This is a genomic window from Rahnella woolbedingensis (assembly GCF_003602095.1).
Classification (GTDB): domain Bacteria; phylum Pseudomonadota; class Gammaproteobacteria; order Enterobacterales; family Enterobacteriaceae; genus Rahnella; species Rahnella woolbedingensis.
Genome location: NZ_RAHH01000009.1, coordinates 188,214 through 211,083 on the forward strand (window position 1 = coordinate 188,214; position 22,870 = coordinate 211,083).

The following is a 22,870-nucleotide window of genomic DNA, read 5'->3' on the forward strand; positions in this document are numbered from 1 at the left end:
CACTTTATTTCACTTAACTTTAAATATGTTAATCATTAACCAATCAGGCTAAATACGATGGCTGACATGGCGATCAGACCCATAATAACCACGAACACGTTGCTGATGTGACCGCTGTATTTTTTCATCGCTGGTACTTTGCGAATCGCATACATAGGCATCAGGAACAACAGCATTGCAATAATCGGGCCGCCCAGAGTTTCAATCATACCCAGAATACTTGGATTCAGAGTAGCAACTAACCAGGTGGTTAATAACATGAAGATGCCGGTATAACGGTTCAGCGTTGGCAGGGCAATAGTTTTGCCTTTTCCGCGCAGGGATTTAATCACCATACCGTTGAAACCTTCACGCGCTCCCAGATAATGGCCGAGGAAAGATTTAGTAATCGCAATAAAGGCAATAAGCGGTGCGATATATTCAATGACCGGGTTAGAGAAGTGGTTAGCTAAATAAGACAGAATAGACACGTTCTGCGATTTGGCTTCCATCAGGTTTGCCGGAGACAGGCTCAGGACGCAGCTGAAGACGAAGAACATCACGGTGATAACCATCATGATGTGGCTAAACGCCAGAATACGTGAGCATTTTTTCTCAGCGTCTTCACCGTACTCTTTGCGTTTTGCGACCGCAAAAGAGGAGATAATCGGCGAGTGGTTGAAGGAGAACACCATCACCGGGATGACCAGCCACAGCGTCATCAGCATGCCGTGACCCACGCCATTGCCGGACAGCGAGACATTTTCAAACACTGACGTATTCCAGTTAGGAATAAGGTACAGCGCCAGCGCCATCAGCACTGCAACAAACGGGAACACCAGAATACTCATCGCTTTTACGATCATATCCTGACCAAAATGCACCAGCGTCATTAAGCCCAGAATGAGGATCAGTGACAGCAATGCGCGTGGTGGCGCATTCATATGCATCTGATGGGTAATAAAGCTTTCAACCGTATTGGTGATCGCCACGCTGTAAACCAGCAAAATAGGATAGATGGCGAAGAAATAAAGCAGAGTAATTAATTTACCGGCTGAAATACCGAAATGCTCTTCCACGACTTCCGTAATATCTTCACCGGCATTCTTTCCGGATAATACAAACCGGGTTAATCCGCGGTGAGCGAAGAATGTCATTGGAAAGGCGAGGATCGCCATGATAATTAATGGTATTAAACCGCCGATACCGGCATTAATAGGAAGAAAGAGAACACCTGCACCAATTGCCGTTCCATATAAACCTAACATCCACATGGTGTCAGTTTTACGCCAGGAACTTTCCGATTTTTTAGACAGCGTCCCGATTGTTGTATTATCCATGATTCCTCAGTACCTAATTATAAAAATAATTCCGTTTCCCCAGGAATGGTTGATGTTTTTTTACTGCACCCGTCATCAAAAAACCACCCTGACGGATAAAACATACCATTAATGCGGGCATGATACCTATTGGCAGCATAAAAAGCTGGAGAACAACGTGGCTTTGAGATCATGGTCACGAATATCTCTAAAATGCGGTCTGATATTCCTTTAAATTCCAAATCATTAACATTTTCTCTAATTTAAATTCATCAAACAGTGATTACGGTAACATTTATTTTTTGTGATATTTTGTTATGCCCGTGACTATTATTTAATTAACGGTTGAAATACCAGCAAGATGTTTTATTTATAGACTCATTGCTCAGGCCTGACCGCTCAAATATTAATCACAAAAAAAATGAAATACTTTAGCATTCCTTCATAAATGTGCGATTTTCCTTCCTGGTGTAAAAAATACGGCACGAAAGGAGGCACGTTGCAGTACGAAAATTTTTCCACTTACACTTTCAGAACCATTGCCGATAAAGTTATTCTAACGCCGCTGTAATAATTTCAACCGCAAGCAACACAGAGCGACTCAATGGGAAAAGCCCGATCACCTTTTTGCCCGCCCGCAAAGACGTCCCTGCGCCGTTTTGTTAAGGCTGCGTATGGTATGGCCCTGCTGATGATGCTGCTGGTTGCTCCGCTGACATCAGGTGTTGCTCAGTCAGGCGATCCGCAGGCAGATGCGGCTGTGGCACAGACCGTCAACGGCATTCTGAGCTACTCACACTGGCCGGACGCCACGCCTTCCTCCGTCCTGACGCTTTGCATCATCCCTCCCGTGAAATATGCCGCGCAACTCACCCCCGATGGCAGCGCGTTCACCGGAAGACCCCTCAAAATCATGACGCTTCCTTTCGACAGCCCGTTGCTCATCTCAGAGTGCGACGCCATTTATTCCGGCAGCACGACAGCGGATCAGCAGGCGGATTTACATCAGCGTCTGGAAGGCCATGCCGTTTTAACTATCAGTGAACAGGATGATGCCTGTGCATTACTGAACGCATTTTGTCTGGTGATAACGCCACTTCATACCGGATTCAAACTGAATCTGGACACGCTGTCCCGCAGCGGCGTGCGGGTGAATCCCGCCGTATTACAACTTGCCAGGGAAAAGGAGTGACCATGGAAAATAAAATTCCTGTTCCTGACGTTGAACAGTCTGCCCAGCGCCTGACGCTGAGCGCCGCACTGAACCGAATTCATGTCATTGTGATTTTCACGGCCATCGGACTCGCCGGTTTTCTGCTGACGCTGCTGGCATTAATCGCCCTGCGCTCGCACGCAGAAAGCAATCTGCAACTGACTGCGCGCGCCATCGGCTACACCACGGAAGCCGCGCTGGTCTTTAATGACCCGGCTGCGGCGCGTGACTCGCTGGAATTTATCGCCCGACGCGGCGATTTCGCGCAGGCAAAAATTCTGACTCCTGCGGGTGTAATATTCACCGAGTGGCTGCGCCCGGTGAACAGCAACTGGGACAAACTTGGCAAGATAATCGGTCATGTGGCGTTTCCGGAACCTGTCACAATACCGGTAGTGCATTCAGGCTCAGTCATAGGTACCGTATGGCTGGCGGGTAACGGCAGCAGCCTGATTGGTTTCCTGCTGGAAACCGTTCTCAGCCTGCTCGGCTGTCTGGTGCTGACCGCGCTGGTTGCGCTGTACTTTTCCCGCCGGATGCAAAAAGGCATCGTCGATGCCCTTGGCCACATTACGCATGTCACTCATGAAGTCAGTGCTAACCGCTCGTTTAATTTGCGCGTTCCTTCTGCGCCTATTGCCGAGCTGCACACACTGAGCCAGGACTTCAACAGCCTGCTGACGGAGCTGGAAGCCTGGGAAAACCACATAAGGAATGAGAATGTCTCACTGACGAAAAAAGCGTTGCACGACGGTCTGACCGGTCTGCACAATCGCGCGTTTTTCATTGATACCCTTAATCAGTGTTTCAATCCGATGCGCCCGGCGCTTTCGCTGGCATTGCTGTTCATCGATGTTGATAATTTTAAGGAAATTAATGATTCACTCGGACACGCTGCCGGCGATCGGGTGCTGATGGTGATTGGCGAACGGCTGGCGAAAACGCTGCGCAAGGGCGACGTGCTGGCCCGTCTGGGCGGCGATGAGTTTGCCATTCTGCTTGAGCCGATGATTTCTACCGCCGAAGCGGTGGCGTTTGCCGAGCGGATTGTCGATATAATGAAAACGCCGGTCATTTTGCTTAACAACAAAACGCTGGATGTCTCACTCAGTATTGGTATTGCACTTTCGCCCTCACAGGCAAACAGTACAAAAGAAATTCTGGAAAAGGCCGATGAGGCTATGTATCGCTCGAAAAAAATCTCTGGCAGTTGCTGGCATGTTTCTACAGGAATGCCACTTTCCGCTGCAATGAAAGACTAAAAGGAATTAATAACGATGAAGACCTGTAATACTTTTAAAACCTGGTATCAGTTCGCCGCGATGGGACTTTGCATTCTGCTGCTCGCCGCCTGTCAGGCCAAACCTGCCGGATTAACCCCGGAACAAATCGCCGTGTTGCAAAAAAACGGCTTCTCGCAGACCGAAGCGGGCTGGGAACTGGGGCTGGATGCCAAAGTTCTGTTTGGCAATAATCAGGACACGCTTTCCGCCGAAAGTAAGCAGTCAGTGGAAAAACTGGCGGGCGAACTTCTGCACGTGGGTCTGAATAAGGTCAATCTCGACGGCCATACCGATAATTACGGCGACGCCAGCTACAACAACGATCTGTCGCTGCGCCGTGCGAATACCGTCGCCTCCGCCTTTGCTGATGCTGGCATGCCACGCGCCAATATCCATACCCGTGGATTAGGCCAAAGCCAGCCGGTTGCCAGCAATAAAACCCAGGCAGGACGCGCCCAGAACCGCCGCGTGTCCGTGATTATTGTGGTTTAACCGACAACAATCCCACCAGATGCAGCACGGCCTTGCAGTTATCTGTTCTCCACCAGGCCAGCGTGATTTGCATCGTTAATGTCTGCCCTGCCAGGGGCAGACACCTCACATTGGTTTCATCAATCTTACTCAGCGACGCCGGCACCAGCGCGTAACCTGCGGACTGACAAAGTCACCTCGCCGAAACGCCAGAAAATACACTGCACGCCGCAATGGACGTGCAAAGGCCTGTCGCCGTTCCTGTAGATTACAGTGATAACGCGCTGTTGATGGGACAGCTGGAGAGGGGGGCGGATTTTTTGAGGGGGAAGCTAGCAGTGAAACGCCCTTGTTAGGGCGCTTTCTTAGTCGCAGAGATCATATCTTTCAGCTCATCAATCGAGAGCGTACGGTCTTTTTTGCGATGAATAATCCCGTGGCAGTTAGCACAGACGGGAACAAGATCAGTATTAGGATCGACACTTTTTGATCCTCCAAATTCAGATACCGGCACAACGTGATGAATATGAATAAAATCTTTTGCATATTCTCCGTAGAAATCGCCAAAGTTAAAACCACACGCAAAGCACGTAGTGCCATGGATGATTTTAGCGAGTTTCTTAAGCTTCTGATCTCTTTCATAAGTGGTGACATATTTGGAAGACTTCTTTCCCTCAAGATAAGAAATCAGGGATTCTTCGTCAGCTTCATTTTCAATATGCGCGACTTCATTTTTTATATCACTGATGATATGGCGTGGTTCAGTGAGAGCGGCGGCTACGGCGATATCAGCAAAGACATCTGCTGAAATGGGGCGGACGCTAGAACGCCAGTAATTAGATTTCTTACTTTCAGGAATTTCTTCATAATAATCATCGCCATTTCTAGCAAGTACCGCTTGATCAAATCTTTGAAAGTCAGTCAGGATTGCATTGAGATTACCTGCATCATCAGGCTCTATCTTGCTGATCCTACCGACACCAAAGTAATGTGGGGCATCGGATAAACGTTGGGAAGAATACTGCTTATTCTCAGACTTTAATTTCCCTTTGTAATAAACAAATCGCATCCCAGGACTTACTGACTTTTGATATTGTTTCGGAAAATGATATAGCTTGCCTGTTTCATCGTCCCACTGAGAAACATCATTCTCTGTAAGCACGACGCATATTTCCTTGTCTGTCATCTACTGATACCCGTTAAGTGAATCAATAGGTTGGAAGTATAAAGCGTTCTTGATTGCATACAACTCATGCATTTGTTTTTTGAATAGTTTGACCACTCTTTCCCGCAAAAGAGTCAATTTATAATGCGTTTACACGCTCAGTTTCATCCCTTTTCCAAGACATCTCGTAAAAACGAAAATTGCCTAAAAATTCCTCTTACTGTGCACATTTCCACGCATTAGACTCTCTTCACTGCGGCAAAATCCGCAGTCAGAATTAGCGTTCTGTCATTTTCTGGTACCTACAACCCTATGTAAAAATGGGAAATGTGGTACGGTCTGAACACCCCCAAATAATGGTGGCTCAGACAGTGGCTTCTCACGAAGCACCGGATCCAGAAAACCGGTAACGCTAACGCTGTTTGAGCTGCCACCCCGAGGTTAGCGTCTCCAGTGGTAGCAAATTCACTATTTTCTGGAGTACTCAAAATGCCTAACCTTTACGACAATACCCCGCTAGAACTGGAAGAGATCGTCGATCACTGTCGTGCGCTGTCTTATGCCATTGTGTCGCTGGATAATCCGCAGGCGAAAGACCTGCTGAGCTATATTCTGTGTGAACGGCTGGAAGTGTTGTATCAGACGCTGGAGATGCCTTTCACAGACGATGATGTGGTGGCTATAGAAGTGGCGGAAACGCTGACGCACTAAGCGGATTAGCAGACGTAAAAAAGCCAGCGCGAATGCGCTGGCCTGATGCGTTGCCGTCAGCATGCTTTCTACATAAAAAATCAAATCGCAACCTTGGTACTTAGTACGGAGAAAGTGATGATCTTCGCCTTCCTCAGCCAGCAATTTGCGAGACGTCTTCCAGTTCTGATAACAAACCACTGTAAATAAACACAGGTCATTTCATTGCTGTAAAAACAGGCATAGAGTTCTCTGGCAGCGGCAATCACCCCGCCAGTAAAGGGGGCCTCGACTCACTGACAATGGAATGATCTTCATGACTAATACTGAAAACAGCACAGCCTTTACAACAAACTCAATAACCGTTTTTCGTTCACTGATTGAGGGGTTGGATCTCAGCCACTTCGGGGAAGCGCAGCTTTATGACCTCAGCGCGCTGGCATCGGAGTCCGCCGGCGGGTTGTGCCAGGGGCTGTTGTGCCTGAGTGAAGGACTGGAGAACTGCGAGGTCTTGCCGCCTGAAGGGATTGCGCAGGTCAGCGGCTACCTCAAAGCATCGGCGCATCTTATCCCAGTGCTCTTTGAATTATGCGAACAGGCCAACAGCGGCCTGATGCGTATGAAAAAAATCACGGCTTATCCGATGAACTGACTAATGCTGCAATATCCCGCATTACCACGCGCGCTGTCCGGCTAATCCCCGCCAGCTGACGCAGCTGATTATCATGCGTGGCAAAACCACCGCTGACGAAACAGCCGCCGTGATAACAGATAACCGCAGGCAATACCCCTTCGGCATCCAGCGGCGATAAATTCGTTAACCAGCAGCAATTGCGGGTTCCAGTGCCATGATGATTTCTCCCTGATGGTGACAGTTAATGCATCAGTGTAATTGGCAGGAAAGGTGATGAAAAGGGCAGAGGAAGGCAAGATTGGCTGAGTTTTACCCATAAAAAAAGCCACCCGCAGGTGACTTGATTTTCATACTAATGGTGCCGAAGGCCGGAATCGAACCGGCACATCTTTCGATGGTTGATTTTGAATCAACTGCGTCTACCGATTTCGCCACTTCGGCACTGAAAGTAGTATGCGGAAAACGTGGGCATTATACCCAGCCCAGCGGGTCACGCAATAGTTATCCCGCCTTGTCCGGTTTAAGTGCTGAAAAAACAGACACGAGCCTCAGTCCGGGAGAGTTTTGCTGACAAAAAACTTCGATTTGTCTTCGTTTTTCCGATGCCGTTTTTCAAACTTCGCATTAGTATACAAATCACGAATAGATCTTGCCCTGTTGATGGATACCCGCTTGTTGAAAAAACTCTCACTTTCGCTCCTTGCGCTGGCATTCGCCAGTACGCCTTTATGGAGCCACGCGCAGGACAATGCGCGTCTGGCGTCGCAGGTCGTGGATGACCATGCAGAACACATCTTTTACGGCAGTGGCGCGATGGGAATGGCGCTGGTGGTCGTTGATAATAATCAGCAGGTTTTCCGCAGCTTCGGGGAAACAAAACCGGGCTCTGATTTGCGTCCGCGTGAAGACTCCGTGGTGCGTATCGCCTCGCTGACCAAGCTTATTACCAGCGAAGTGCTGGTGAAAATGGCGCAGCAGGGAAAAGTCAGCATTAACGACCCGTTGCGAAAATACGCCCCGTCCGGTGCACGCGTGCCGGCTTACAACGGCACCAATCCGATTACGCTGCTGAATCTGGCCACGCACACCAGCGGTCTGCCGCGTGAACAACCGGGTGGCGTCGCACATCGTGCCGTCTTCACCTGGCCGACTAAAAGCGATCGCTGGACATGGCTGAGCGTCGCAAAACTCACCGTGCCACCGGGTGCCCGAGCATCTTACTCCAATCTGGCGTTCGACCTGCTTTCCGATGCGTTATCGAAAGCCGCCAATCAGCCTTACACGCAATTACTGCGCGACCAGATTACTCAGCCACTGGGCATGACCGATACGACGCTGACGCCAAATGCCAGCCAGTGCTCACGTCTGATGGAAGGCCTGCGACCGAGTCCGTGCATCAATACCATTGCTGCAGCGGGCAGCGGCGGCCTTTACTCTACGCCTGCCGATATGGGCCGCTGGATGCGTCAGTTCCTCGGACAACGCACCACCACCGCCGATATGGCGCAGAAGATGTACTACAAACGTACGGATCTGGTCTCGCTTAAAGGGATGGATGTGCCGGGCATGGCGGACTCGCTGGGAATGGGCTGGGTAACGATGGCACCGACGCCATTGCTGCCGCGTATCATTCAGAAAACAGGTGGTGGTGGCGGCTTTATCACATATGTCGCGATGGTGCCGCAGCGCGGTGTCGGCGTGTTCGTTGTGGTAACCCGCAGCGAGCTGACCAAGTTTAAAAATATGAGTGATGGCGTGAACGAACTGGTCGCTGATCTGGTGCGTAATAACGAGATCTGACGCTCCCGCGCATAATCTTCAGTTGTAAAAAAGCAGGCTTAGCCTGCTTTTTGTTTATCTGTACTGGCGGGTTTATCGTTTTTTCAACAGCAGATACATACTGATGACGAAGAACAGGCCGCTTGGTAACAGTGCGCCAAGAATCGGCGGAATGTTATAAACCAGGCTTAACGGGCCGAAGATCTGGTCAAGTACGTAGAACAGGAAACCGAAGCAAATACCAGTGACCACACGCACGCCCATCGGTACGCTGCGCAGAGGCCCGAAGATGAATGACAGCGCCATCAGCATCATCACCGCAACTGACAGTGGCGAGAAGATTTTGCTCCACATATTCAGCTGATAACGTTTTGCTTCCTGTCCGCTCTGCTTGAGATATTTCACATAGTTGTGCAAACCGCTGATCGACAGTGCATCCGGGTCAAGCGCAACCACACCCAGTTTGTCCGGGGTCAGGTTGGTTTTCCAGACACCCGTCAGGGTCTGAGAACCGGTGATTTGCAGGTTATCGGTCAGATCAGACTCATCCACCTGAGAAAGTTTCCATTCACCGCCGTCGAACGTTGCCGAAGAGGCATAACGGACTGACTGCAGTTTGTTCTCTTCATTGAAGTGGTAGATGTTGACGCCTGTCAGCTCTTTCTCACCCGCCACACGCTCGATGTAGATAAAGTCGTGACCATCTTTTGCCCACAATCCGTTTTGGGTGGAAAGCAACGAGCCGCCGTACATCTGCTGCGCACGGTAGTTACGGGCCATCTGTTCGCCCTGTGGCGCAACCCATTCACCAATCGCCATGGTCAGAAGCACCAGCGGTATCGCCGTTTTCATGACCGAAGCTGCAATCTGCATACGGGTAAAACCGGAAGCCTGCATGACAACCAGTTCACTGCGCGTGGCCAGCGTACCTAAACCAAGCAATGCGCCCAGCAGCGCCGCCATCGGGAAGAAGATCTCAATATCTTTTGGCACACTCAGCAAGGTGTATAACCCGGCACCGGCGGCAGAATACCCGCCCTGCCCGACTTTACGCAGCTGATCGACAAATTTGATGATGCCGGAGAGTGACACCAGCATGAACAACGTCATCATGATGGTGTTAAAAATAGTGCGACCAATGTAACGGTCTAATACGCCAAACATCAGGCAACTCCTCTCAGACGTGCCCGGAACTTGCGAACCGGCAAGGTATCCCACGCATTAAGCACCAATGCCAGTGCAAAGTAGAGCAGGTTCGTTCCCCACATCCAGAGGAACGGATCCAGCTTGCCCTTCGCGCCGTTAGAGCGCAGCGAGGTCTGCAACAGGAAGAAAATCAGATACAACAGGATAGCCGGCAGCATACTGAGAACGCGACCCTGACGCGGGTTGACCACGCTGAGCGGAACCACCAGCAGCGCCATAATAAATACGGAGACGATCAGCGTTAAGCGCCAGTTCAGCTCAGCGCTGGCTTCCGGTTCATGGGAATTCCAGAGCTGCGTCATGGTCATCTGATCAGACTGATTCGGGTCAAGTTGCACAGTCTGATGGCCGATAACCGCCAGATAATCGGTGAAGTCCGTGACGCGGAAATCGCGCAACAATGCGGTGCCTTCGTAACGCGTGCCTTTATCCAGCATCACCTGTTGTGAGCCGTCTGCGCGCTGCAGCATATGCCCCTTATCTGCCACAACGACAGAAGGACGCTGATTGCCGTTCGGGCGCAGCTGAGCCAGGAAGACGTTATGGAATTCTTTCCCTTTTACGCTGCCGACGAACAGAACCGCATTGCCGTTCTGTGCCTGCTGGAACTGGCCTTCGACCATCGCGGCCATACTCGGATTGGCTTTCGCTTCGGCCAGCACTTCATCCTGATGTTTCGACGACCAGGGGCTGAGCCAGATAGCGTTCGCGCCAGCAAAGATTGACGTAAATAACGCCAGAACCAGTGCAGCGATGACCAGTGAGCGTTTTCCGAGACCACAGGCATGCATGACCGTGATTTCACTGTCGGTATAAAGTTTACCGAGCGTCATCAGCAGGCCAAGGAACAGGCTGAGCGGCAGAATAAGCTGCGCCATTTCCGGAACGCCAAGGCCCAGAAGTGAGAGAACTAAATTTGTTGGGATATCGCCATCAACCGCTGCTCCGAGCACTCTTACCAGCTTCTGACAGAAGAAGATGAGAAGCAAAATGAACAGAATGGCAAATTGGCTCTTGAAGGTTTCCCTAACCAGATATCTAATGATGATCACGCTTAATACGCCTGTGAAAACTTGTCTTTTTGAAGGAAAATCGCTAGTTTCATCGCTAATCCGTCATTTATTCTCATCATATGGCAACCTTCGCAGCTAAAATAGTATTACAACACCGAGATTTGGGGTGTCCTATAGGAACTTGCTTATAGCCGCCAAAATAAAAACTAACGCCGTTTAGGTTAACACAGGTCGTTAACACAATGACGGGAGAGTGTCTCCGGCGACTCATTCTAGCCGTACCTCCCGCCCTTGTCTTTAAGATTCAGGAGAGTGCATGGAGTTCAGCGTAAAAAGCGGTAGCCCGGAAAAACAACGCAGTGCCTGTATTGTAGTCGGCGTTTTCGAACCGCGCCGCCTGTCACCGATTGCCGAACAGCTCGATAAAATCAGTGATGGCTACATCAGCGCCCTGCTTCGCCGTGGCGAACTTGAAGGTAAAGTGGGTCAGACCCTCTTACTGCATCATGTACCGAATATTCTTTCAGAACGTATTTTGCTGATTGGTTGTGGCAAAGAGCGTGAGCTGGACGAGCGCCAGTACAAGCAGGTTATCCAGAAAACCATTAACACCCTGAACGACACCGGTTCTATGGAAGCCGTTTGCTTCCTCACTGAGCTGCACGTCAAAGGGCGTAATACTTACTGGAAAGTGCGTCAGGCGGTCGAAACCTCTAAAGAATCGCTTTATACCTTCGATCAGCTGAAGAGCAATAAAATCGAACCGCGTCGTCCGCTGCGGAAAATGGTTTTCAACGTGCCAACCCGCCGTGAACTGACCAGCGGTGAACGCGCCATTCAGCATGGTCTGGCTGTATCAGCCGGTATCAAAGCAGCGAAAGATCTCGGCAATATGCCACCGAACATCTGTAATGCCGCATATCTGGCGTCACAGGCCCGTCAGCTGGCAGATGCATTCAGCACCAACATCACCACTCGCGTAATCGGCGAACAGCAGATGAAAGAGCTGGGGATGAATGCGTATCTGGCGGTGGGTCAGGGTTCCAAGAACGAATCACTGATGTCGGTGATGGAATATAAAGGAAATCCTAATCCGGACGCTAAGCCTATCGTGCTCGTCGGTAAAGGTCTGACCTTCGATTCCGGCGGCATTTCCATTAAGCCCGCGGCTGATATGGATGAGATGAAGTACGACATGTGTGGCGCTGCGGCCGTTTACGGTGCGATGCGTGTGGTGGCTGAACTGAATCTGCCGCTGAACGTGATTGGCGTACTGGCAGGCTGCGAAAACATGCCTGGCGGTCAGGCATTCCGTCCGGGCGATATCCTGACCACTATGTCAGGCCAGACGGTGGAAGTGCTCAATACCGACGCCGAAGGCCGTCTGGTGCTGTGCGATGCGCTGACGTACGTTGAGCGTTTCGATCCTGAGCTGGTGATTGACGTTGCCACGCTGACCGGCGCCTGCGTGATTGCCCTTGGCCATCACATCACCGGTTTGCTGTCGAACCACAATCCGCTGGCTCACGAGCTGATTGGTGCGTCTGAACAGGCGGGTGACCGCGCATGGCGTCTGCCGCTGGCTGATGAATATCAGGAACAGCTGGATTCCAACTTTGCCGATATGGCAAACATCGGTGGTCGTCCGGGTGGTGCTATCACCGCGGGCTGCTTCCTGTCGCGCTTTACCCGTAAATACAGCTGGGCGCATCTGGACATCGCGGGTACCGCATGGCGTTCAGGCAAGAACAAGGGGGCAACCGGTCGTCCGGTTGCGCTGCTGTCACAGTTCCTGCTCAACCGCGCTGGTCTTGATGGCGATGAGTGATTCCTCTGCCAAATAAGTTATAATCTTCAGTATCAGGGGCGGGTTCGCCAGCCCCTCCACAGGCGGGCGCACCAGTTGCGCCCCTGTTTTTTTCTCAGCAGCACAGTGAACTCATCATGAAACAGGCAACCTTCTTTCTTCTCGATGCGCCGGACGCCAGTGGCGAGCTTAGCTCACACGAAGCCCTGGCCTGTCTGGTCGCCGCTGAACGTTACCGGATGGGCAAACGTGTTCTGCTGGCCTGCGAGGATCAGAAACAGGCTGAGCGTCTGGATGAAGCGCTCTGGCAACGTGAACCAGCCCACTTTGTCCCGCACAATCTGGCCGGTGAAGGCCCGCGTTTTGGTGCGCCGGTCGAGCTATGCTGGCCGGGTAAACGTGGCAATGCGCCACGCGACCTGCTGATCAGCCTGATGCCAGAATTTGCAGATTTTGCTACTGCTTTCCATGAAGTGGTAGACTTCGTTCCTTACGAAGATTCCCTTAAACAGCTTGCGCGCGAACGCTACAAAGCCTATCGCAGCGTGGGTTTCTCTTTGACGACGGCCACGCCGCCCTCAGTCATCACATCGACCGACGAAAATACAAAGCGAAATGGATAAGACATATAACCCGCAAGACATCGAGCAGCCGCTTTACGAGCACTGGGAACAACAGGGCTATTTCAAGCCGCATGGTGATACCAGTAAAGAAAGCTTTGCCATCATGATCCCACCGCCGAACGTTACCGGCAGCTTGCACATGGGTCATGCTTTCCAGCAAACCATCATGGACGCCATGATCCGCTATCAGCGCATGCAGGGTAAAAACACCCTGTGGCAAGCGGGTACCGACCATGCGGGTATCGCCACGCAGATGGTGGTAGAACGTAAAATCGCGGCCGAAGAAGGCAAAACACGTCACGACTATGGCCGTGATGCGTTCATCGACAAAATCTGGGAATGGAAAGCGGAATCCGGCGGCACGATTACCCGTCAGATGCGCCGTCTGGGCGACTCCGTGGACTGGGAGCGCGAGCGCTTCACCATGGACGAAGGTCTGTCCAACGCCGTGCGCGAAGTGTTTGTTCGCCTGTACAAAGAAGACCTGATTTACCGTGGCAAACGTCTGGTGAACTGGGATCCAAAACTGCGTACGGCGATCTCTGACCTCGAAGTTGAAAACCGCGAATCCAAAGGTTCCATGTGGCACCTGCGTTATCCGCTGGCTGACGGCGCGAAAACCGCTGAAGGTAAAGATTATCTGGTGGTCGCGACTACCCGTCCGGAAACCGTGCTCGGTGATACCGGCGTGGCCGTTAACCCGGAAGATCCCCGTTACAAAGATCTCATCGGCAAAGAAATCATTCTGCCGCTGGTGGGTCGCCGTATTCCAATCGTGGGCGATGAACACGCCGACATGGAAAAAGGCACCGGCTGCGTGAAGATCACCCCAGCCCATGACTTTAACGACTATGAAGTCGGTAAACGTCACGGTCTGCCGATGATCAACATCCTGACTTTCGATGGCGATATCCGCCAGACCGCTGAAATCTTCGACACCAACGGCGAAGAAAGCGATGCATGCGCCAACGATATCCCGGAACAGTTCCGTGGCCTTGAGCGCTTTGCCGCGCGCAAAGCCGTGGTTGCTGCGTTTGACGAAGCCGGCCTGCTGGAAGAAATCAAACCTCACGATCTGACCGTACCTTACGGCGACCGTGGTGGCGTGGTGATCGAACCAATGCTGACTGACCAGTGGTACGTCCGCACTGCACCGCTGGCGAAAGTTGCCGTGGAAGCCGTTGAACAGGGCGAAATCCAGTTCGTGCCTAAGCAGTACGAAAACATGTACTTCAGCTGGATGCGTGACATTCAGGACTGGTGTATTTCCCGTCAGCTGTGGTGGGGACACCGCATTCCGGCGTGGTATGACGCCGAAGGCAACGTCTTTGTTGGCCGCGACGAAGCGGAAGTGCGCAGCGAAAACAATCTGGGCGCAGACGTGGTACTTACGCAAGATGAAGACGTGCTCGATACATGGTTCTCCTCCGGTCTGTGGACCTTCTCCACACTGGGCTGGCCAGAACAGACGCCTGATCTCAAAGCTTTCCACCCTTCGAGCGTGGTCGTCAGCGGCTTCGACATCATCTTCTTCTGGATCGCGCGCATGATCATGATGACCATGCACTTCGTGAAGGACGAAAACGGCAAGCCACAGGTTCCGTTCAACACCGTCTACATGACCGGTCTTATCCGTGACGACGAAGGACAGAAAATGTCCAAGTCCAAAGGTAACGTTATCGATCCGCTGGATATGATCGACGGTATCTCGCTGGAAGACCTGCTGGAAAAACGTACCGGCAATATGATGCAACCGCAGCTGGCGGAGAAAATCCGCAAGCGCACCGAGAAGCAATTCCCGAACGGTATCGAACCGCACGGCACCGATGCCCTGCGCTTCACGCTGGCGGCGCTGGCTTCAACCGGTCGTGACATCAACTGGGATATGAAGCGTCTTGAAGGCTACCGCAACTTCTGTAACAAGCTGTGGAACGCCAGCCGCTTCGTACTGATGAATACCGAAGATCAGGATTGTGGCCTGAACGGCGGCGAACTTGAGCTGTCACTGGCTGACCGCTGGATCCTGGCGGAATACAACCGCACGGTGAAATCTTACCGTGAAGCGATGGACAACTACCGCTTCGATCTGGCTGCCAGCATTCTGTATGAATTCACCTGGAACCAGTTCTGCGACTGGTATCTGGAGCTGACCAAACCGGTCATGAACGGTGGCAACGAAGCACAGTTGCGTGGCACCCGTCATACCCTGGTGGAAGTGCTCGAAGGTCTGTTGCGTCTTGCGCACCCTATCATTCCGTTCATCACTGAAACCATCTGGCAGCGCGTGAAATCACTGAAAGGCATCACGGCAGAAACTATCATGCTGCAACCTTTCCCTGAGTTTGATGCAGCGAAAGCGGACGAACTGGCGCTGGCCGATCTCGAGTGGATTAAGCAGGCGATCATCGCAATCCGTAACGTGCGTGCCGAGATGAACCTGTCTCCGGCCAAGCCACTGGAATTGCTGCTGCGTGGCGCAAGTGCGGATGCACAGCGTCGTGTGGAACAGAATCTGAGCTTCATTAAGTCTCTGGCGCGTCTGGAATCCATCACCATTCTGCCTGCAGGCGATAAAGGCCCGGTGTCTGTCACCAAACTGGTGGAAGGCGCTGAGCTGCTGATCCCGATGGCAGGTCTTATCGACAAAGATGCTGAGCTGGCGCGTCTGGATAAAGAGATGGCGAAGCTGGACGTTGAGATTGCGTCCATCGAAGGCAAACTGTCTAACGAAGGTTTTGTGGCGCGTGCGCCAGAAGCCGTTGTCGCGAAAGAACGCGAACGTCTGGCAGCCTGCGGTGATGCGAAAGTGAAACTGGCCGAACAAAAAGCCACGATTGCTGCGTTGTGATATCGCGAAAGAAAAATGAGAAAGGCCGCGCAAGCGGCCTTTTTTCTGTCCCACCGAAAGGCAGTAACATTGCATCCGTACGCCATTAAATGGTATTAAAACGGTCTGTATGATTGCCGATTATTGAAACTGAGTGAGTAACATGACGACCACCTTTCCTGTCAGCGTCCTGGTGCGCCCGATACGTCCTGAAGATAATGCCGCTATCGCAAACGTGATCCGCCACGTTTCAGCCGAATTTGGCCTGACTGCCGATAAAGGCTACACCGTCGCTGATCCGAATTTAGACCATCTGTATGAAAGCTACAGCCAGCCGGGTTGTGCTTACTGGGTGGTGGAACTGGATGGTGTGGTTGCCGGTGGCGGCGGTGTTGCTCCGTTGTCAGGTGCTGAACACGATTTGTGTGAATTGCAGAAGATGTATTTTATGCCTTCTCTGCGCGGCCAAGGTCTGGCGAAACGTCTGGCGCTTCAGGCCATTGAACATGCCCGCTCGCACGGTTTTGCACGCTGCTATCTGGAAACCACCGCCAGCCTGACCCAGGCCATCGCACTGTATGAACGTCTGGGCTTCCAGCACATTGACGGCGCGCTGGGAAATACCGGCCATGTCGATTGCGAAGTGACGATGTTAAAACATCTCTGACACCGTTTTCGTTCTTTATTAGCTCTTTGCAAACAGGCATCACATGTTCACACACAAAGCCATTTCAGCGTTAAACGAACTGGAACTGACGGTCTACAATTACATCGTCAAGAATGGCGACAAAGTGATGTACATGACGATCCGTGAGCTGGCGGATGCCGCGGGAGTATCTACCACCACCGTTCTCCGTTTCTGTAAGAAGATGGATTGCGACGGTTACTCCGAGTTTCGTATTCGTTTTAAACTGTTTTTAGAACATGAAGAAAAGCCACCTGTTTCATTTGGCATCAGCGAAATCATCAGCTATTTCAAAAGTATTAATAATAGCGAGTTTGATGAATTATTAGATAACGCCGCCAGACAAATAGCCAATGCGCAACGCATTATATTTGTCGGTGTGGGAACATCAGGATCACTGGGGAAATACAGCGCCCGTTTTTTCTCTAATGTCGGCAAATTCAGCACCTTTATTGACGATCCTTATTTCCCGATCAACAGCGATATGTATAAAGATGCTATTGCTATTATTCTCTCGGTCTCCGGTGAAACGGAGGAAGTCCTGCGTTTTGCTACTCAGTTCAGCCAGCATAACTGCAAGATAATCAGCCTGACCAACAGCGAGACGTCAACGCTGGCGAGGATGGCGGACCTCAACATCTCCTACCACATGCCTCAGATTGTGCTCGAAGGCCAATATAATATTACCACTCAGATCCCTGTACTCTATATTATAGAGACCATCGGAAAGAAATTACCTTTAATAAAACGTGACTCAGCGCAATGAAAAAACAGGGTGTTTTTAAGATGTAACAAATCACCTAAGTTGTTTTTTGTTATATCGTGACAATACCTTTTCTTTTGCTACACTCCTGCCAGCGAGTAAAAAAACAAAAAAACTCACCTCTGTATCCCCGCAGGAGAATAATAAAAAATGGCAATTGATTACGCTCAGTCAGCTCAGGAAATTGTTAAATATATTGGCGGTGAAAATAATGTGATAAGCATCACACATTGTGCCACCCGTTTACGTTTCGTTCTGAAAGATAATAAAGCCGTCGATAAAGAAGAATTAAAACGCGTCAAAGGCGTGATCACTGTTATTGAGGCCGGCGGCCAGATGCAGGTCGTTATCGGCAACCATGTGAGTGACGCTTATAAACACGTACTGAAGCTGATCCATTTAGATGAAAATGCGCCAGTCTCAACCCCTGACGTCGGGATCGTCAGCCGCGTCATGGACGTGATTTCCAGCATCTTCACCCCTTTCCTTTACCAGCTCGCGGCCTGCGGTATTTTACAGGGGATTATCTCCTTCCTCGCAGCCGTCGGGATTATGGATGCCAACAGCGGCACCTACCGCATTCTCAACTTTGTGTCATGGACGGCGTTTACCTTCCTGCCGGTTATGATTGCGTTTACCGCAGCCAAAAAATTCAACGTCAATCCGTTTACCGCAGTGATCACCGCCTGTGCGCTGATCAGCCCCGATTACATGAATATGGTGACGGCGTTTAAAATCACCTCGATCAACTCCGCAGACCCAGCCATGCAGCAACTGATGCGTGAAGCGGTAAGCAATCCTGATATTGCAAATATCTTGCAAAACGTAGTCGGCATTCCGGTTTCCGCACCGACACTGGATTTCCTGGGCATTCCGGTAAAATACCTGAGCTATACCGCCTCTGTTATTCCGATCATCCTGATGGTCTGGGCGATGTCTTATATTGAACACTTCTTTAATAAAGTACTGCCGGTGGTTATCCGCAACCTGTTCACACCGATGTTCTGCATCGCGATTATGGTGCCGATGACTCTGCTGGTGTTTGGCCCGGTCGGTAACCTGATTGGTGGCGCGATTGGCGGCGTTTATAACTACCTCTACCATCTTAGCCCAACCATTGCAGGCTTCGTGGTGGGTGCGTTCTGGCAGCCGCTGGTGACGCTGGGCGTTCACTGGGGCATTACGCCGGTTACTGTCGGCAACTACGCTACGCTGGGTTATGACACCTTTACCGGCCTGCAGGCTTCTGCAGTCTTCGCGATGACCGGCAGCATGTTCGGTGTGTACCTGAAAACCCGCAGCCGCGAAATGAAAGGTATCTCGCTATCCGCTGGCGTCACCGGTCTGTTTGGTATTACCGAACCTGCAATTTACGGTGTAGCTCTGCGTCTGAAAAAACCTTTCCTGTGCAGTTGTGTGGCGGGCGGTATCGGCGGTGCGATTGCCGGTTCCTTCAACGCCGTATCCTGGAGTTACTGCCTGCCGGGTATCGCCGTACTGCCGGTGTTCTTTAAAGAAGGCCACATGCCACAGTTCCTCGGTTTCCTGCTGTCTATTACCGTCGCCTTTGTGCTCGGTGCGCTGTTCACCTGGCTGGTCGGATTTAAAGATGAGCCTGATGTTGCTGCAGTCAAAAAAGCACAGGCAGAACCCCCTCGCGCCACTCAAGCAGAAATGAATTAAGTCTTAAATTACTGTTATCGGGCGGACGTTTCCGCCCGCATCAAGGGAGAACGTAATGAGTCATCAGTTACCGAAAGATTTCTTATGGGGCGGCGCGGTGGCGGCGCATCAGGTGGAAGGCGGCTGGAACAAAGGCGGCAAAGGCATCAGCATCTGTGATGTGCTTTCCGGCGGCGCACACGGCGTTGACCGCGTCATGACCGACGGCGTGCTTGATGGCTACAGCTACCCGAATCACGAAGCTGTCGATTTTTACTCGCATTACAAAGAAGACATCGCCCTGTTCGCGGAAATGGGCTTTAAATGTTTCCGCACCTCTATTGCCTGGACGCGCATCTTCCCAAACGGTGACGAATTACAGCCAAACGAAGCGGGTCTGCAATTCTATGACGACATGTTTGATGAGCTGCTCAAACATAACATCGAGCCGGTGATCACCCTTTCCCACTTCGAAATGCCATGGCATCTGGTAAAGGAATACGGCGGCTGGAAAAACCGTCAGGTAGTTGATTTCTTTGTCCGTTTCAGTCAGGTGGTGATGGAACGCTACAAAGGCAAAGTGAAATACTGGATGACCTTCAACGAGATCAATAACCAGCGCAACTGGCAATATCCGCTGTTCGGTTACTGCTGCTCAGGCGTGGTATTTACCGAGCATGAAAATCCGGAAGAAACCATGTATCAGGTGCTGCATCACCAGTTCGTGGCCAGCGCCAAAGTGGTCAAACTTGGTCATGAGATCAACCCTGATTTCCAGATTGGCTGCATGATCGCCATGGTGCCGCTGTACCCATTCTCCTGCCATCCGGACGATGTGATGTACTCCGTCGAAGCCATGCACGAGCGCTTCCTGTTCAGCGACGTCCATATGCGCGGTTACTACCCGGCGTATGCGCTGAAAGAGTGGGAACGTCGCGGCTTCAACATCAAAATGGAAGACGGCGATTTGCAGGCACTTCGCGACGGCTGCGCGGACTACATCGGTCTTAGCTATTACATGAGTAACGCGATTTCTGCGCACAATCCGAGTGATGACAATGGTTTATCCGGCTTTGCAGGCAGCGTGCCTAATCCGCATGTGAAGGCATCCGACTGGGGCTGGCAAATTGACCCGGTGGGCCTGCGTTATACCCTGAATATCTTGTACGAGCGTTACCAGAAACCGCTGTTTATTGTCGAAAACGGCTTTGGCGCTATCGACAAAGCGGGTGACGATGGCGTTATTCACGATGATTACCGCATTGCCTATCTGAAAGCGCACATCGAGCAGATGAAGAAAGCCGTGCTGGAAGACGGTGTGGACCTGATGGGCTACACACCATGGGGCTGCATCGACTGTGTGTCATTCACGACCGGTCAGTACAGTAAACGCTACGGCTTTATCCACGTCGATAAAAATGACGACGGCACAGGTACAATGGCGCGCTCGAAAAAAGAGAGTTTCGGCTGGTATCAGAAAGTGATTGAGAGTAACGGGGAGGAGCTTTAATTCTCAGAATTTTGAGTTTGAACGGAGAGAGAACTTTTCATCTTTCGTTACAGCTTCCAGTAATCTGGAGGGGGATCGTTTAGGCGGTCGCCCTTCAGTAAGTAAAATTAATTCACGGAATAACTTGGCATAACGTTAATCCATCAATTTTCTTAGCGAAATACTCTGCTGAATCAGCTTTGCCGCTTTTGATCAATGCATCTTGTAAAACTGTATTTTTATAATCAATTCATTCACTGAGGAAATCCTTTTTTTTCTAACCATACCTTTGGAATATTCAAAATAACGTTCTGATATCCACCACCAGGGTAACCTATTCCCTGTGAAGCAGCAGTACCTTCACTGATACAAACTCCTTGTGGAACTTTAAATTCAGATACTTTCGTTATTTTAACGCCCCAATCATGACGTATAGCTAGATCCTGTCGCAATAACTCTTCACTACTATATTTTTCATTTGTTAACCAAGAATATTCTCTCCCTGTTCTGTTATCAACACCATGATATTTATAGAAGGTTTCCTGAGATGATAATTTCCGGTTGCTGTAATTTCCATTATTAAACGTTTCAGCAATCTTACCGGGAAGTTTGGGTCCTTGCGGTGTTTTACCACAACTCAACCCCCACGGATCCAACCATCCCAGCACATTCGGCGCGTACTGGTAAAGTCAGGTTCACCGCGCCAGCATTCGTTGCCTTCACGGTCGGTCATCGCCTCCGGCTGGCCATTGACCTGGTTGTGATAGTAATAGATTTGACTGTCGTCGCCGCTGGCGTCGATGCGGGCGAGCGGAGCAAAGCTGTTTTGGTCGCTGTAGGCGTAAATCTGCGAGCGGTCGCCGTTGAACTCCGCCAGCAGGCGCGGGCCTTCCCAGAGGAAACGCGTTCTTTTATGCGGTACTTTTCAGCGTCAGCCGTCACCCTTTCCATGCGCGCAGAGGCAGATTATAATAATTTGCATTTCCCTTAAAATATCGGATTGTTATATTTTGCTGGTTCAGGATAGTGTCGAAGTGGATGAATTGAAACATGACCAGAAGCACACCGTCAGTAACTACGGGATATTAATCGGACTAACCAAGAGATTAAGAGCGCCGCTAAGACGGCGCTCTCATTGAGGAGGTAAACTGATTAAATAGCTGGAAAAACAATGGGACTTTCCAGATGTTTATATTAAAACGCTCACTCTTTATTACCATTTTCATAATGATAATGTTCCATAGCGGCGCAGGTAAATCCACCAATGAAATCCGAAGATTTTTGTTTTCCTTCCTTTGGAATAAAAAAATCATTTTCCACAGCCCAATCATAAGCACTTTTATCAACAGGGTATTTAGTGAGTACGCCCGTTAATTTATTCCTTCTGATCCAACTCTCAGCATCTCCCAAAGAGGAAAATAATGCCGACGGGAAACGTGCCATTGCACCATTAAACACCCATAATTCCTTCATAGTTCACGCAATCCAATTATTCATAGTTTTGGAATCTAAACCACCGCTGTATTTTATCCACAGTTTTCCTAATCACCGATTTATTAGCATCAATCACAGCTTGTTGTTTAGTCGTCGGTACTGGGGAGCCTTTAATTGGTTTTCCTGTCTGCCCAATTTTAGTCTCAGGTCCACCGCCATTAACATGGAGATGCGCCGGTCCGTGATCTCCGCTACGAGTATAATGAACAATCTCAACATCTCCTTGTTTAGCGACTAATTTAGGGGGTAGTTCTGGTTCTGTGAACTTACCGTTGCCTTTTGTTGAACCACAACTCAACCCCCACGGATCCACCCACCCCAGCACATTCGGCGCGTACTGGTAAAGGTTCAATCCACCCGCCAGCCCTATCGGGTCAGCCTGGGTAAATCGTCCGCTATCGGGATCATAATAACGGTGTAAATTATAATGGAGCCCGGTTTCCCTGTCGAGATATTGACCCTGCATTCTCAGGTTCTGTGGGCCACCGCTCATTATCCTCTGTGCGCGGGTTTCACCCGTGACTTTTCCAAAACTGTCCGGCTCGCCGCGCCAGCATTCGTTGCCTTCACGGTCGGTCATCGCCTCCGGCTGGCCGTTGACCTGATTGTGGTAGTAATAGATTTGACTGTCGTCGCCGCAGCCGTCGATGCGGGCGAGCGGGGCAAAGCTGTTTTGATCGCCGTAGGCGTGAATTTGCGAGCGATAGCCATTAAATTCAGCCAGCAGGCGCGGGCCTTCCCATAAAAAGCGCGTTTCTTTTATGCGGT

Annotated in this window: 21 protein-coding genes, 1 tRNA gene and 1 pseudogene; 13 read left to right on the plus strand and 10 right to left on the minus strand. The window is 50.7% G+C overall.

The window, feature by feature from the left end; genetic code table 11:
• Positions 1–35: 35 nt before the first annotated feature.
• Positions 36–1,319, minus strand: a complete 1,284-nt coding sequence (locus D6C13_RS09735; RefSeq protein WP_120132576.1) for an HAAAP family serine/threonine permease — start codon at positions 1,317–1,319, stop codon at positions 36–38.
• Between the two features lie 583 nt (positions 1,320–1,902).
• Here D6C13_RS09735 and yfiR point away from each other — a divergent pair.
• Genes yfiR through yfiB form a run of 3 tightly spaced genes read left to right on the plus strand, consistent with a single transcriptional unit; the run spans position 1,903 to position 4,286 of the window.
• Positions 1,903–2,490 (plus strand): regulatory sequestration protein YfiR, encoded by a 588-nt coding sequence (gene yfiR, locus D6C13_RS09740; RefSeq protein ID WP_244212665.1) that lies wholly within the window; start codon positions 1,903–1,905, stop codon positions 2,488–2,490.
• Between the two features lie 2 nt (positions 2,491–2,492).
• Positions 2,493–3,773 carry a diguanylate cyclase DgcN/YfiN gene (dgcN, locus tag D6C13_RS09745; RefSeq protein WP_120132577.1) on the plus strand — a complete coding sequence of 427 codons (1,281 nt, stop codon included), beginning with the start codon at positions 2,493–2,495 and terminating at the stop codon, positions 3,771–3,773.
• A 15-nt stretch (positions 3,774–3,788) separates the two neighbouring features.
• Entirely contained in the window at positions 3,789–4,286 is a 498-nt protein-coding gene (gene yfiB / locus D6C13_RS09750) for an outer membrane lipoprotein YfiB (protein ID WP_120132578.1), read from the plus strand.
• Between the two features lie 331 nt (positions 4,287–4,617).
• Here yfiB and D6C13_RS09760 read toward each other — a convergent pair whose 3' ends face one another.
• Complete coding sequence (locus D6C13_RS09760; protein ID WP_208642872.1) at positions 4,618–5,451, minus strand: HNH endonuclease; 834 nt, start codon at positions 5,449–5,451, stop codon at positions 4,618–4,620.
• Positions 5,452–5,919: 468 nt separating this feature from the next.
• On the opposite strand from D6C13_RS09760, the gene D6C13_RS09765 reads away from it, so the two are divergent.
• Both D6C13_RS09765 and D6C13_RS09770 read left to right on the plus strand, forming a co-directional pair.
• The gene (locus D6C13_RS09765) at positions 5,920–6,141 is read left to right on the plus strand and encodes a hypothetical protein (RefSeq protein ID WP_120132579.1); all 222 of its coding nucleotides are present in this window, start codon (positions 5,920–5,922) and stop codon (positions 6,139–6,141) included.
• Positions 6,142–6,436: 295 nt separating this feature from the next.
• Positions 6,437–6,772, plus strand: coding sequence for a hypothetical protein (locus D6C13_RS09770; protein WP_120132597.1), 336 nt, complete (start codon positions 6,437–6,439; stop codon positions 6,770–6,772).
• A gap of 37 nt (positions 6,773–6,809) precedes the next feature.
• Here D6C13_RS09770 and D6C13_RS09775 read toward each other — a convergent pair.
• Both D6C13_RS09775 and D6C13_RS09780 read right to left on the minus strand, forming a co-directional pair.
• A pseudogene (locus tag D6C13_RS09775) lies at positions 6,810–6,932 on the minus strand (alpha/beta hydrolase); the annotation flags it as partial.
• Positions 6,933–7,110: 178 nt separating this feature from the next.
• Positions 7,111–7,195, minus strand: a tRNA-Leu gene (locus D6C13_RS09780).
• A 219-nt stretch (positions 7,196–7,414) separates the two neighbouring features.
• Here D6C13_RS09780 and ampH point away from each other — a divergent pair.
• Positions 7,415–8,554 carry a D-alanyl-D-alanine-carboxypeptidase/endopeptidase AmpH gene (ampH, locus tag D6C13_RS09785; protein WP_120132580.1) on the plus strand — a complete coding sequence of 380 codons (1,140 nt, stop codon included), beginning with the start codon at positions 7,415–7,417 and terminating at the stop codon, positions 8,552–8,554.
• A gap of 72 nt (positions 8,555–8,626) precedes the next feature.
• Here the strand turns inward: ampH and lptG are convergent, their stop codons facing one another.
• The gene (gene lptG / locus D6C13_RS09790) at positions 8,627–9,697 is read right to left on the minus strand and encodes an LPS export ABC transporter permease LptG (protein WP_120132581.1); all 1,071 of its coding nucleotides are present in this window, start codon (positions 9,695–9,697) and stop codon (positions 8,627–8,629) included.
• Positions 9,697–10,791 carry an LPS export ABC transporter permease LptF gene (gene lptF / locus D6C13_RS09795; RefSeq protein WP_120132582.1) on the minus strand — a complete coding sequence of 365 codons (1,095 nt, stop codon included), beginning with the start codon at positions 10,789–10,791 and terminating at the stop codon, positions 9,697–9,699. Before lptF ends, lptG begins: the two co-directional genes overlap by 1 nt.
• Positions 10,792–11,068: 277 nt before the next feature.
• Between lptF and pepA the strand changes: the two genes are divergently transcribed.
• The 7 genes from pepA to D6C13_RS09835 all read left to right on the plus strand — a co-directional run bounded on the left by pepA (position 11,069) and on the right by D6C13_RS09835 (position 20,629).
• Positions 11,069–12,580: a leucyl aminopeptidase gene (pepA, locus tag D6C13_RS09805; protein ID WP_120132583.1), complete on the plus strand. Its 1,512-nt coding sequence runs from the start codon at positions 11,069–11,071 to the stop codon at positions 12,578–12,580.
• A 116-nt stretch (positions 12,581–12,696) separates the two neighbouring features.
• Positions 12,697–13,182, plus strand: a complete 486-nt coding sequence (locus D6C13_RS09810; protein ID WP_120132584.1) for a DNA polymerase III subunit chi — start codon at positions 12,697–12,699, stop codon at positions 13,180–13,182.
• Positions 13,175–16,030, plus strand: coding sequence for a valine--tRNA ligase (locus D6C13_RS09815; protein WP_120132585.1), 2,856 nt, complete (start codon positions 13,175–13,177; stop codon positions 16,028–16,030). The genes D6C13_RS09810 and D6C13_RS09815 overlap by 8 nt, the downstream gene beginning before the upstream one ends.
• A 142-nt stretch (positions 16,031–16,172) precedes the next feature.
• On the plus strand, positions 16,173–16,676 hold the full coding sequence (locus tag D6C13_RS09820; RefSeq protein WP_120132586.1) for a GNAT family N-acetyltransferase: 504 nt from the start codon (positions 16,173–16,175) through the stop codon (positions 16,674–16,676).
• A gap of 43 nt (positions 16,677–16,719) precedes the next feature.
• Complete coding sequence (locus D6C13_RS09825) at positions 16,720–17,460, plus strand: MurR/RpiR family transcriptional regulator (protein WP_120132587.1); 741 nt, start codon at positions 16,720–16,722, stop codon at positions 17,458–17,460.
• Positions 17,461–17,607: 147 nt separating this feature from the next.
• Positions 17,608–19,140: a PTS transporter subunit EIIC gene (locus D6C13_RS09830; RefSeq protein ID WP_120132588.1), complete on the plus strand. Its 1,533-nt coding sequence runs from the start codon at positions 17,608–17,610 to the stop codon at positions 19,138–19,140.
• A gap of 55 nt (positions 19,141–19,195) precedes the next feature.
• On the plus strand, positions 19,196–20,629 hold the full coding sequence (locus D6C13_RS09835; protein ID WP_120132589.1) for a 6-phospho-beta-glucosidase: 1,434 nt from the start codon (positions 19,196–19,198) through the stop codon (positions 20,627–20,629).
• Positions 20,630–20,862: 233 nt separating this feature from the next.
• Here D6C13_RS09835 and D6C13_RS25895 read toward each other — a convergent pair whose 3' ends face one another.
• The 4 genes from D6C13_RS25895 to D6C13_RS09850 all read right to left on the minus strand — a co-directional run.
• On the minus strand, positions 20,863–21,249 hold the full coding sequence (locus D6C13_RS25895; protein ID WP_244212666.1) for a hypothetical protein: 387 nt from the start codon (positions 21,247–21,249) through the stop codon (positions 20,863–20,865).
• Positions 21,246–21,488, minus strand: coding sequence for an RHS domain-containing protein (locus D6C13_RS26195; RefSeq protein ID WP_425272709.1), 243 nt, complete (start codon positions 21,486–21,488; stop codon positions 21,246–21,248). Before D6C13_RS26195 ends, D6C13_RS25895 begins: the two co-directional genes overlap by 4 nt.
• Positions 21,489–21,811: 323 nt before the next feature.
• On the minus strand, positions 21,812–22,066 hold the full coding sequence (locus D6C13_RS09845; RefSeq protein WP_244212667.1) for a DUF7710 domain-containing protein: 255 nt from the start codon (positions 22,064–22,066) through the stop codon (positions 21,812–21,814).
• Positions 22,067–22,097: 31 nt separating this feature from the next.
• Positions 22,098–22,870, minus strand: a 773-nt coding sequence (locus tag D6C13_RS09850; protein WP_208642873.1) for an RHS repeat-associated core domain-containing protein, incomplete at its 5' end; no start/stop codon positions are given.

What these genes read in the sequence shown, in the direction of transcription:
- D6C13_RS09735 (WP_120132576.1), bottom strand. Translation starts at nt 1,319, where the DNA reads ATGGATAATACAACAATCGGGACGCTGTCTAAAAAATCGGAAAGTTCC.
- yfiR (WP_244212665.1), top strand. Translation starts at nt 1,903, where the DNA reads ATGGGAAAAGCCCGATCACCTTTTTGCCCGCCCGCAAAGACGTCCCTG.
- dgcN (WP_120132577.1), top strand. Translation starts at nt 2,493, where the DNA reads ATGGAAAATAAAATTCCTGTTCCTGACGTTGAACAGTCTGCCCAGCGC.
- yfiB (WP_120132578.1), top strand. Translation starts at nt 3,789, where the DNA reads ATGAAGACCTGTAATACTTTTAAAACCTGGTATCAGTTCGCCGCGATG.
- D6C13_RS09760 (WP_208642872.1), bottom strand. Translation starts at nt 5,451, where the DNA reads ATGACAGACAAGGAAATATGCGTCGTGCTTACAGAGAATGATGTTTCT.
- D6C13_RS09765 (WP_120132579.1), top strand. Translation starts at nt 5,920, where the DNA reads ATGCCTAACCTTTACGACAATACCCCGCTAGAACTGGAAGAGATCGTC.
- D6C13_RS09770 (WP_120132597.1), top strand. Translation starts at nt 6,437, where the DNA reads ATGACTAATACTGAAAACAGCACAGCCTTTACAACAAACTCAATAACC.
- ampH (WP_120132580.1), top strand. Translation starts at nt 7,415, where the DNA reads ATGGATACCCGCTTGTTGAAAAAACTCTCACTTTCGCTCCTTGCGCTG.
- lptG (WP_120132581.1), bottom strand. Translation starts at nt 9,697, where the DNA reads ATGTTTGGCGTATTAGACCGTTACATTGGTCGCACTATTTTTAACACC.
- pepA (WP_120132583.1), top strand. Translation starts at nt 11,069, where the DNA reads ATGGAGTTCAGCGTAAAAAGCGGTAGCCCGGAAAAACAACGCAGTGCC.
- D6C13_RS09810 (WP_120132584.1), top strand. Translation starts at nt 12,697, where the DNA reads ATGAAACAGGCAACCTTCTTTCTTCTCGATGCGCCGGACGCCAGTGGC.
- D6C13_RS09815 (WP_120132585.1), top strand. Translation starts at nt 13,175, where the DNA reads ATGGATAAGACATATAACCCGCAAGACATCGAGCAGCCGCTTTACGAG.
- D6C13_RS09820 (WP_120132586.1), top strand. Translation starts at nt 16,173, where the DNA reads ATGACGACCACCTTTCCTGTCAGCGTCCTGGTGCGCCCGATACGTCCT.
- D6C13_RS09825 (WP_120132587.1), top strand. Translation starts at nt 16,720, where the DNA reads ATGTTCACACACAAAGCCATTTCAGCGTTAAACGAACTGGAACTGACG.
- D6C13_RS09830 (WP_120132588.1), top strand. Translation starts at nt 17,608, where the DNA reads ATGGCAATTGATTACGCTCAGTCAGCTCAGGAAATTGTTAAATATATT.
- D6C13_RS09835 (WP_120132589.1), top strand. Translation starts at nt 19,196, where the DNA reads ATGAGTCATCAGTTACCGAAAGATTTCTTATGGGGCGGCGCGGTGGCG.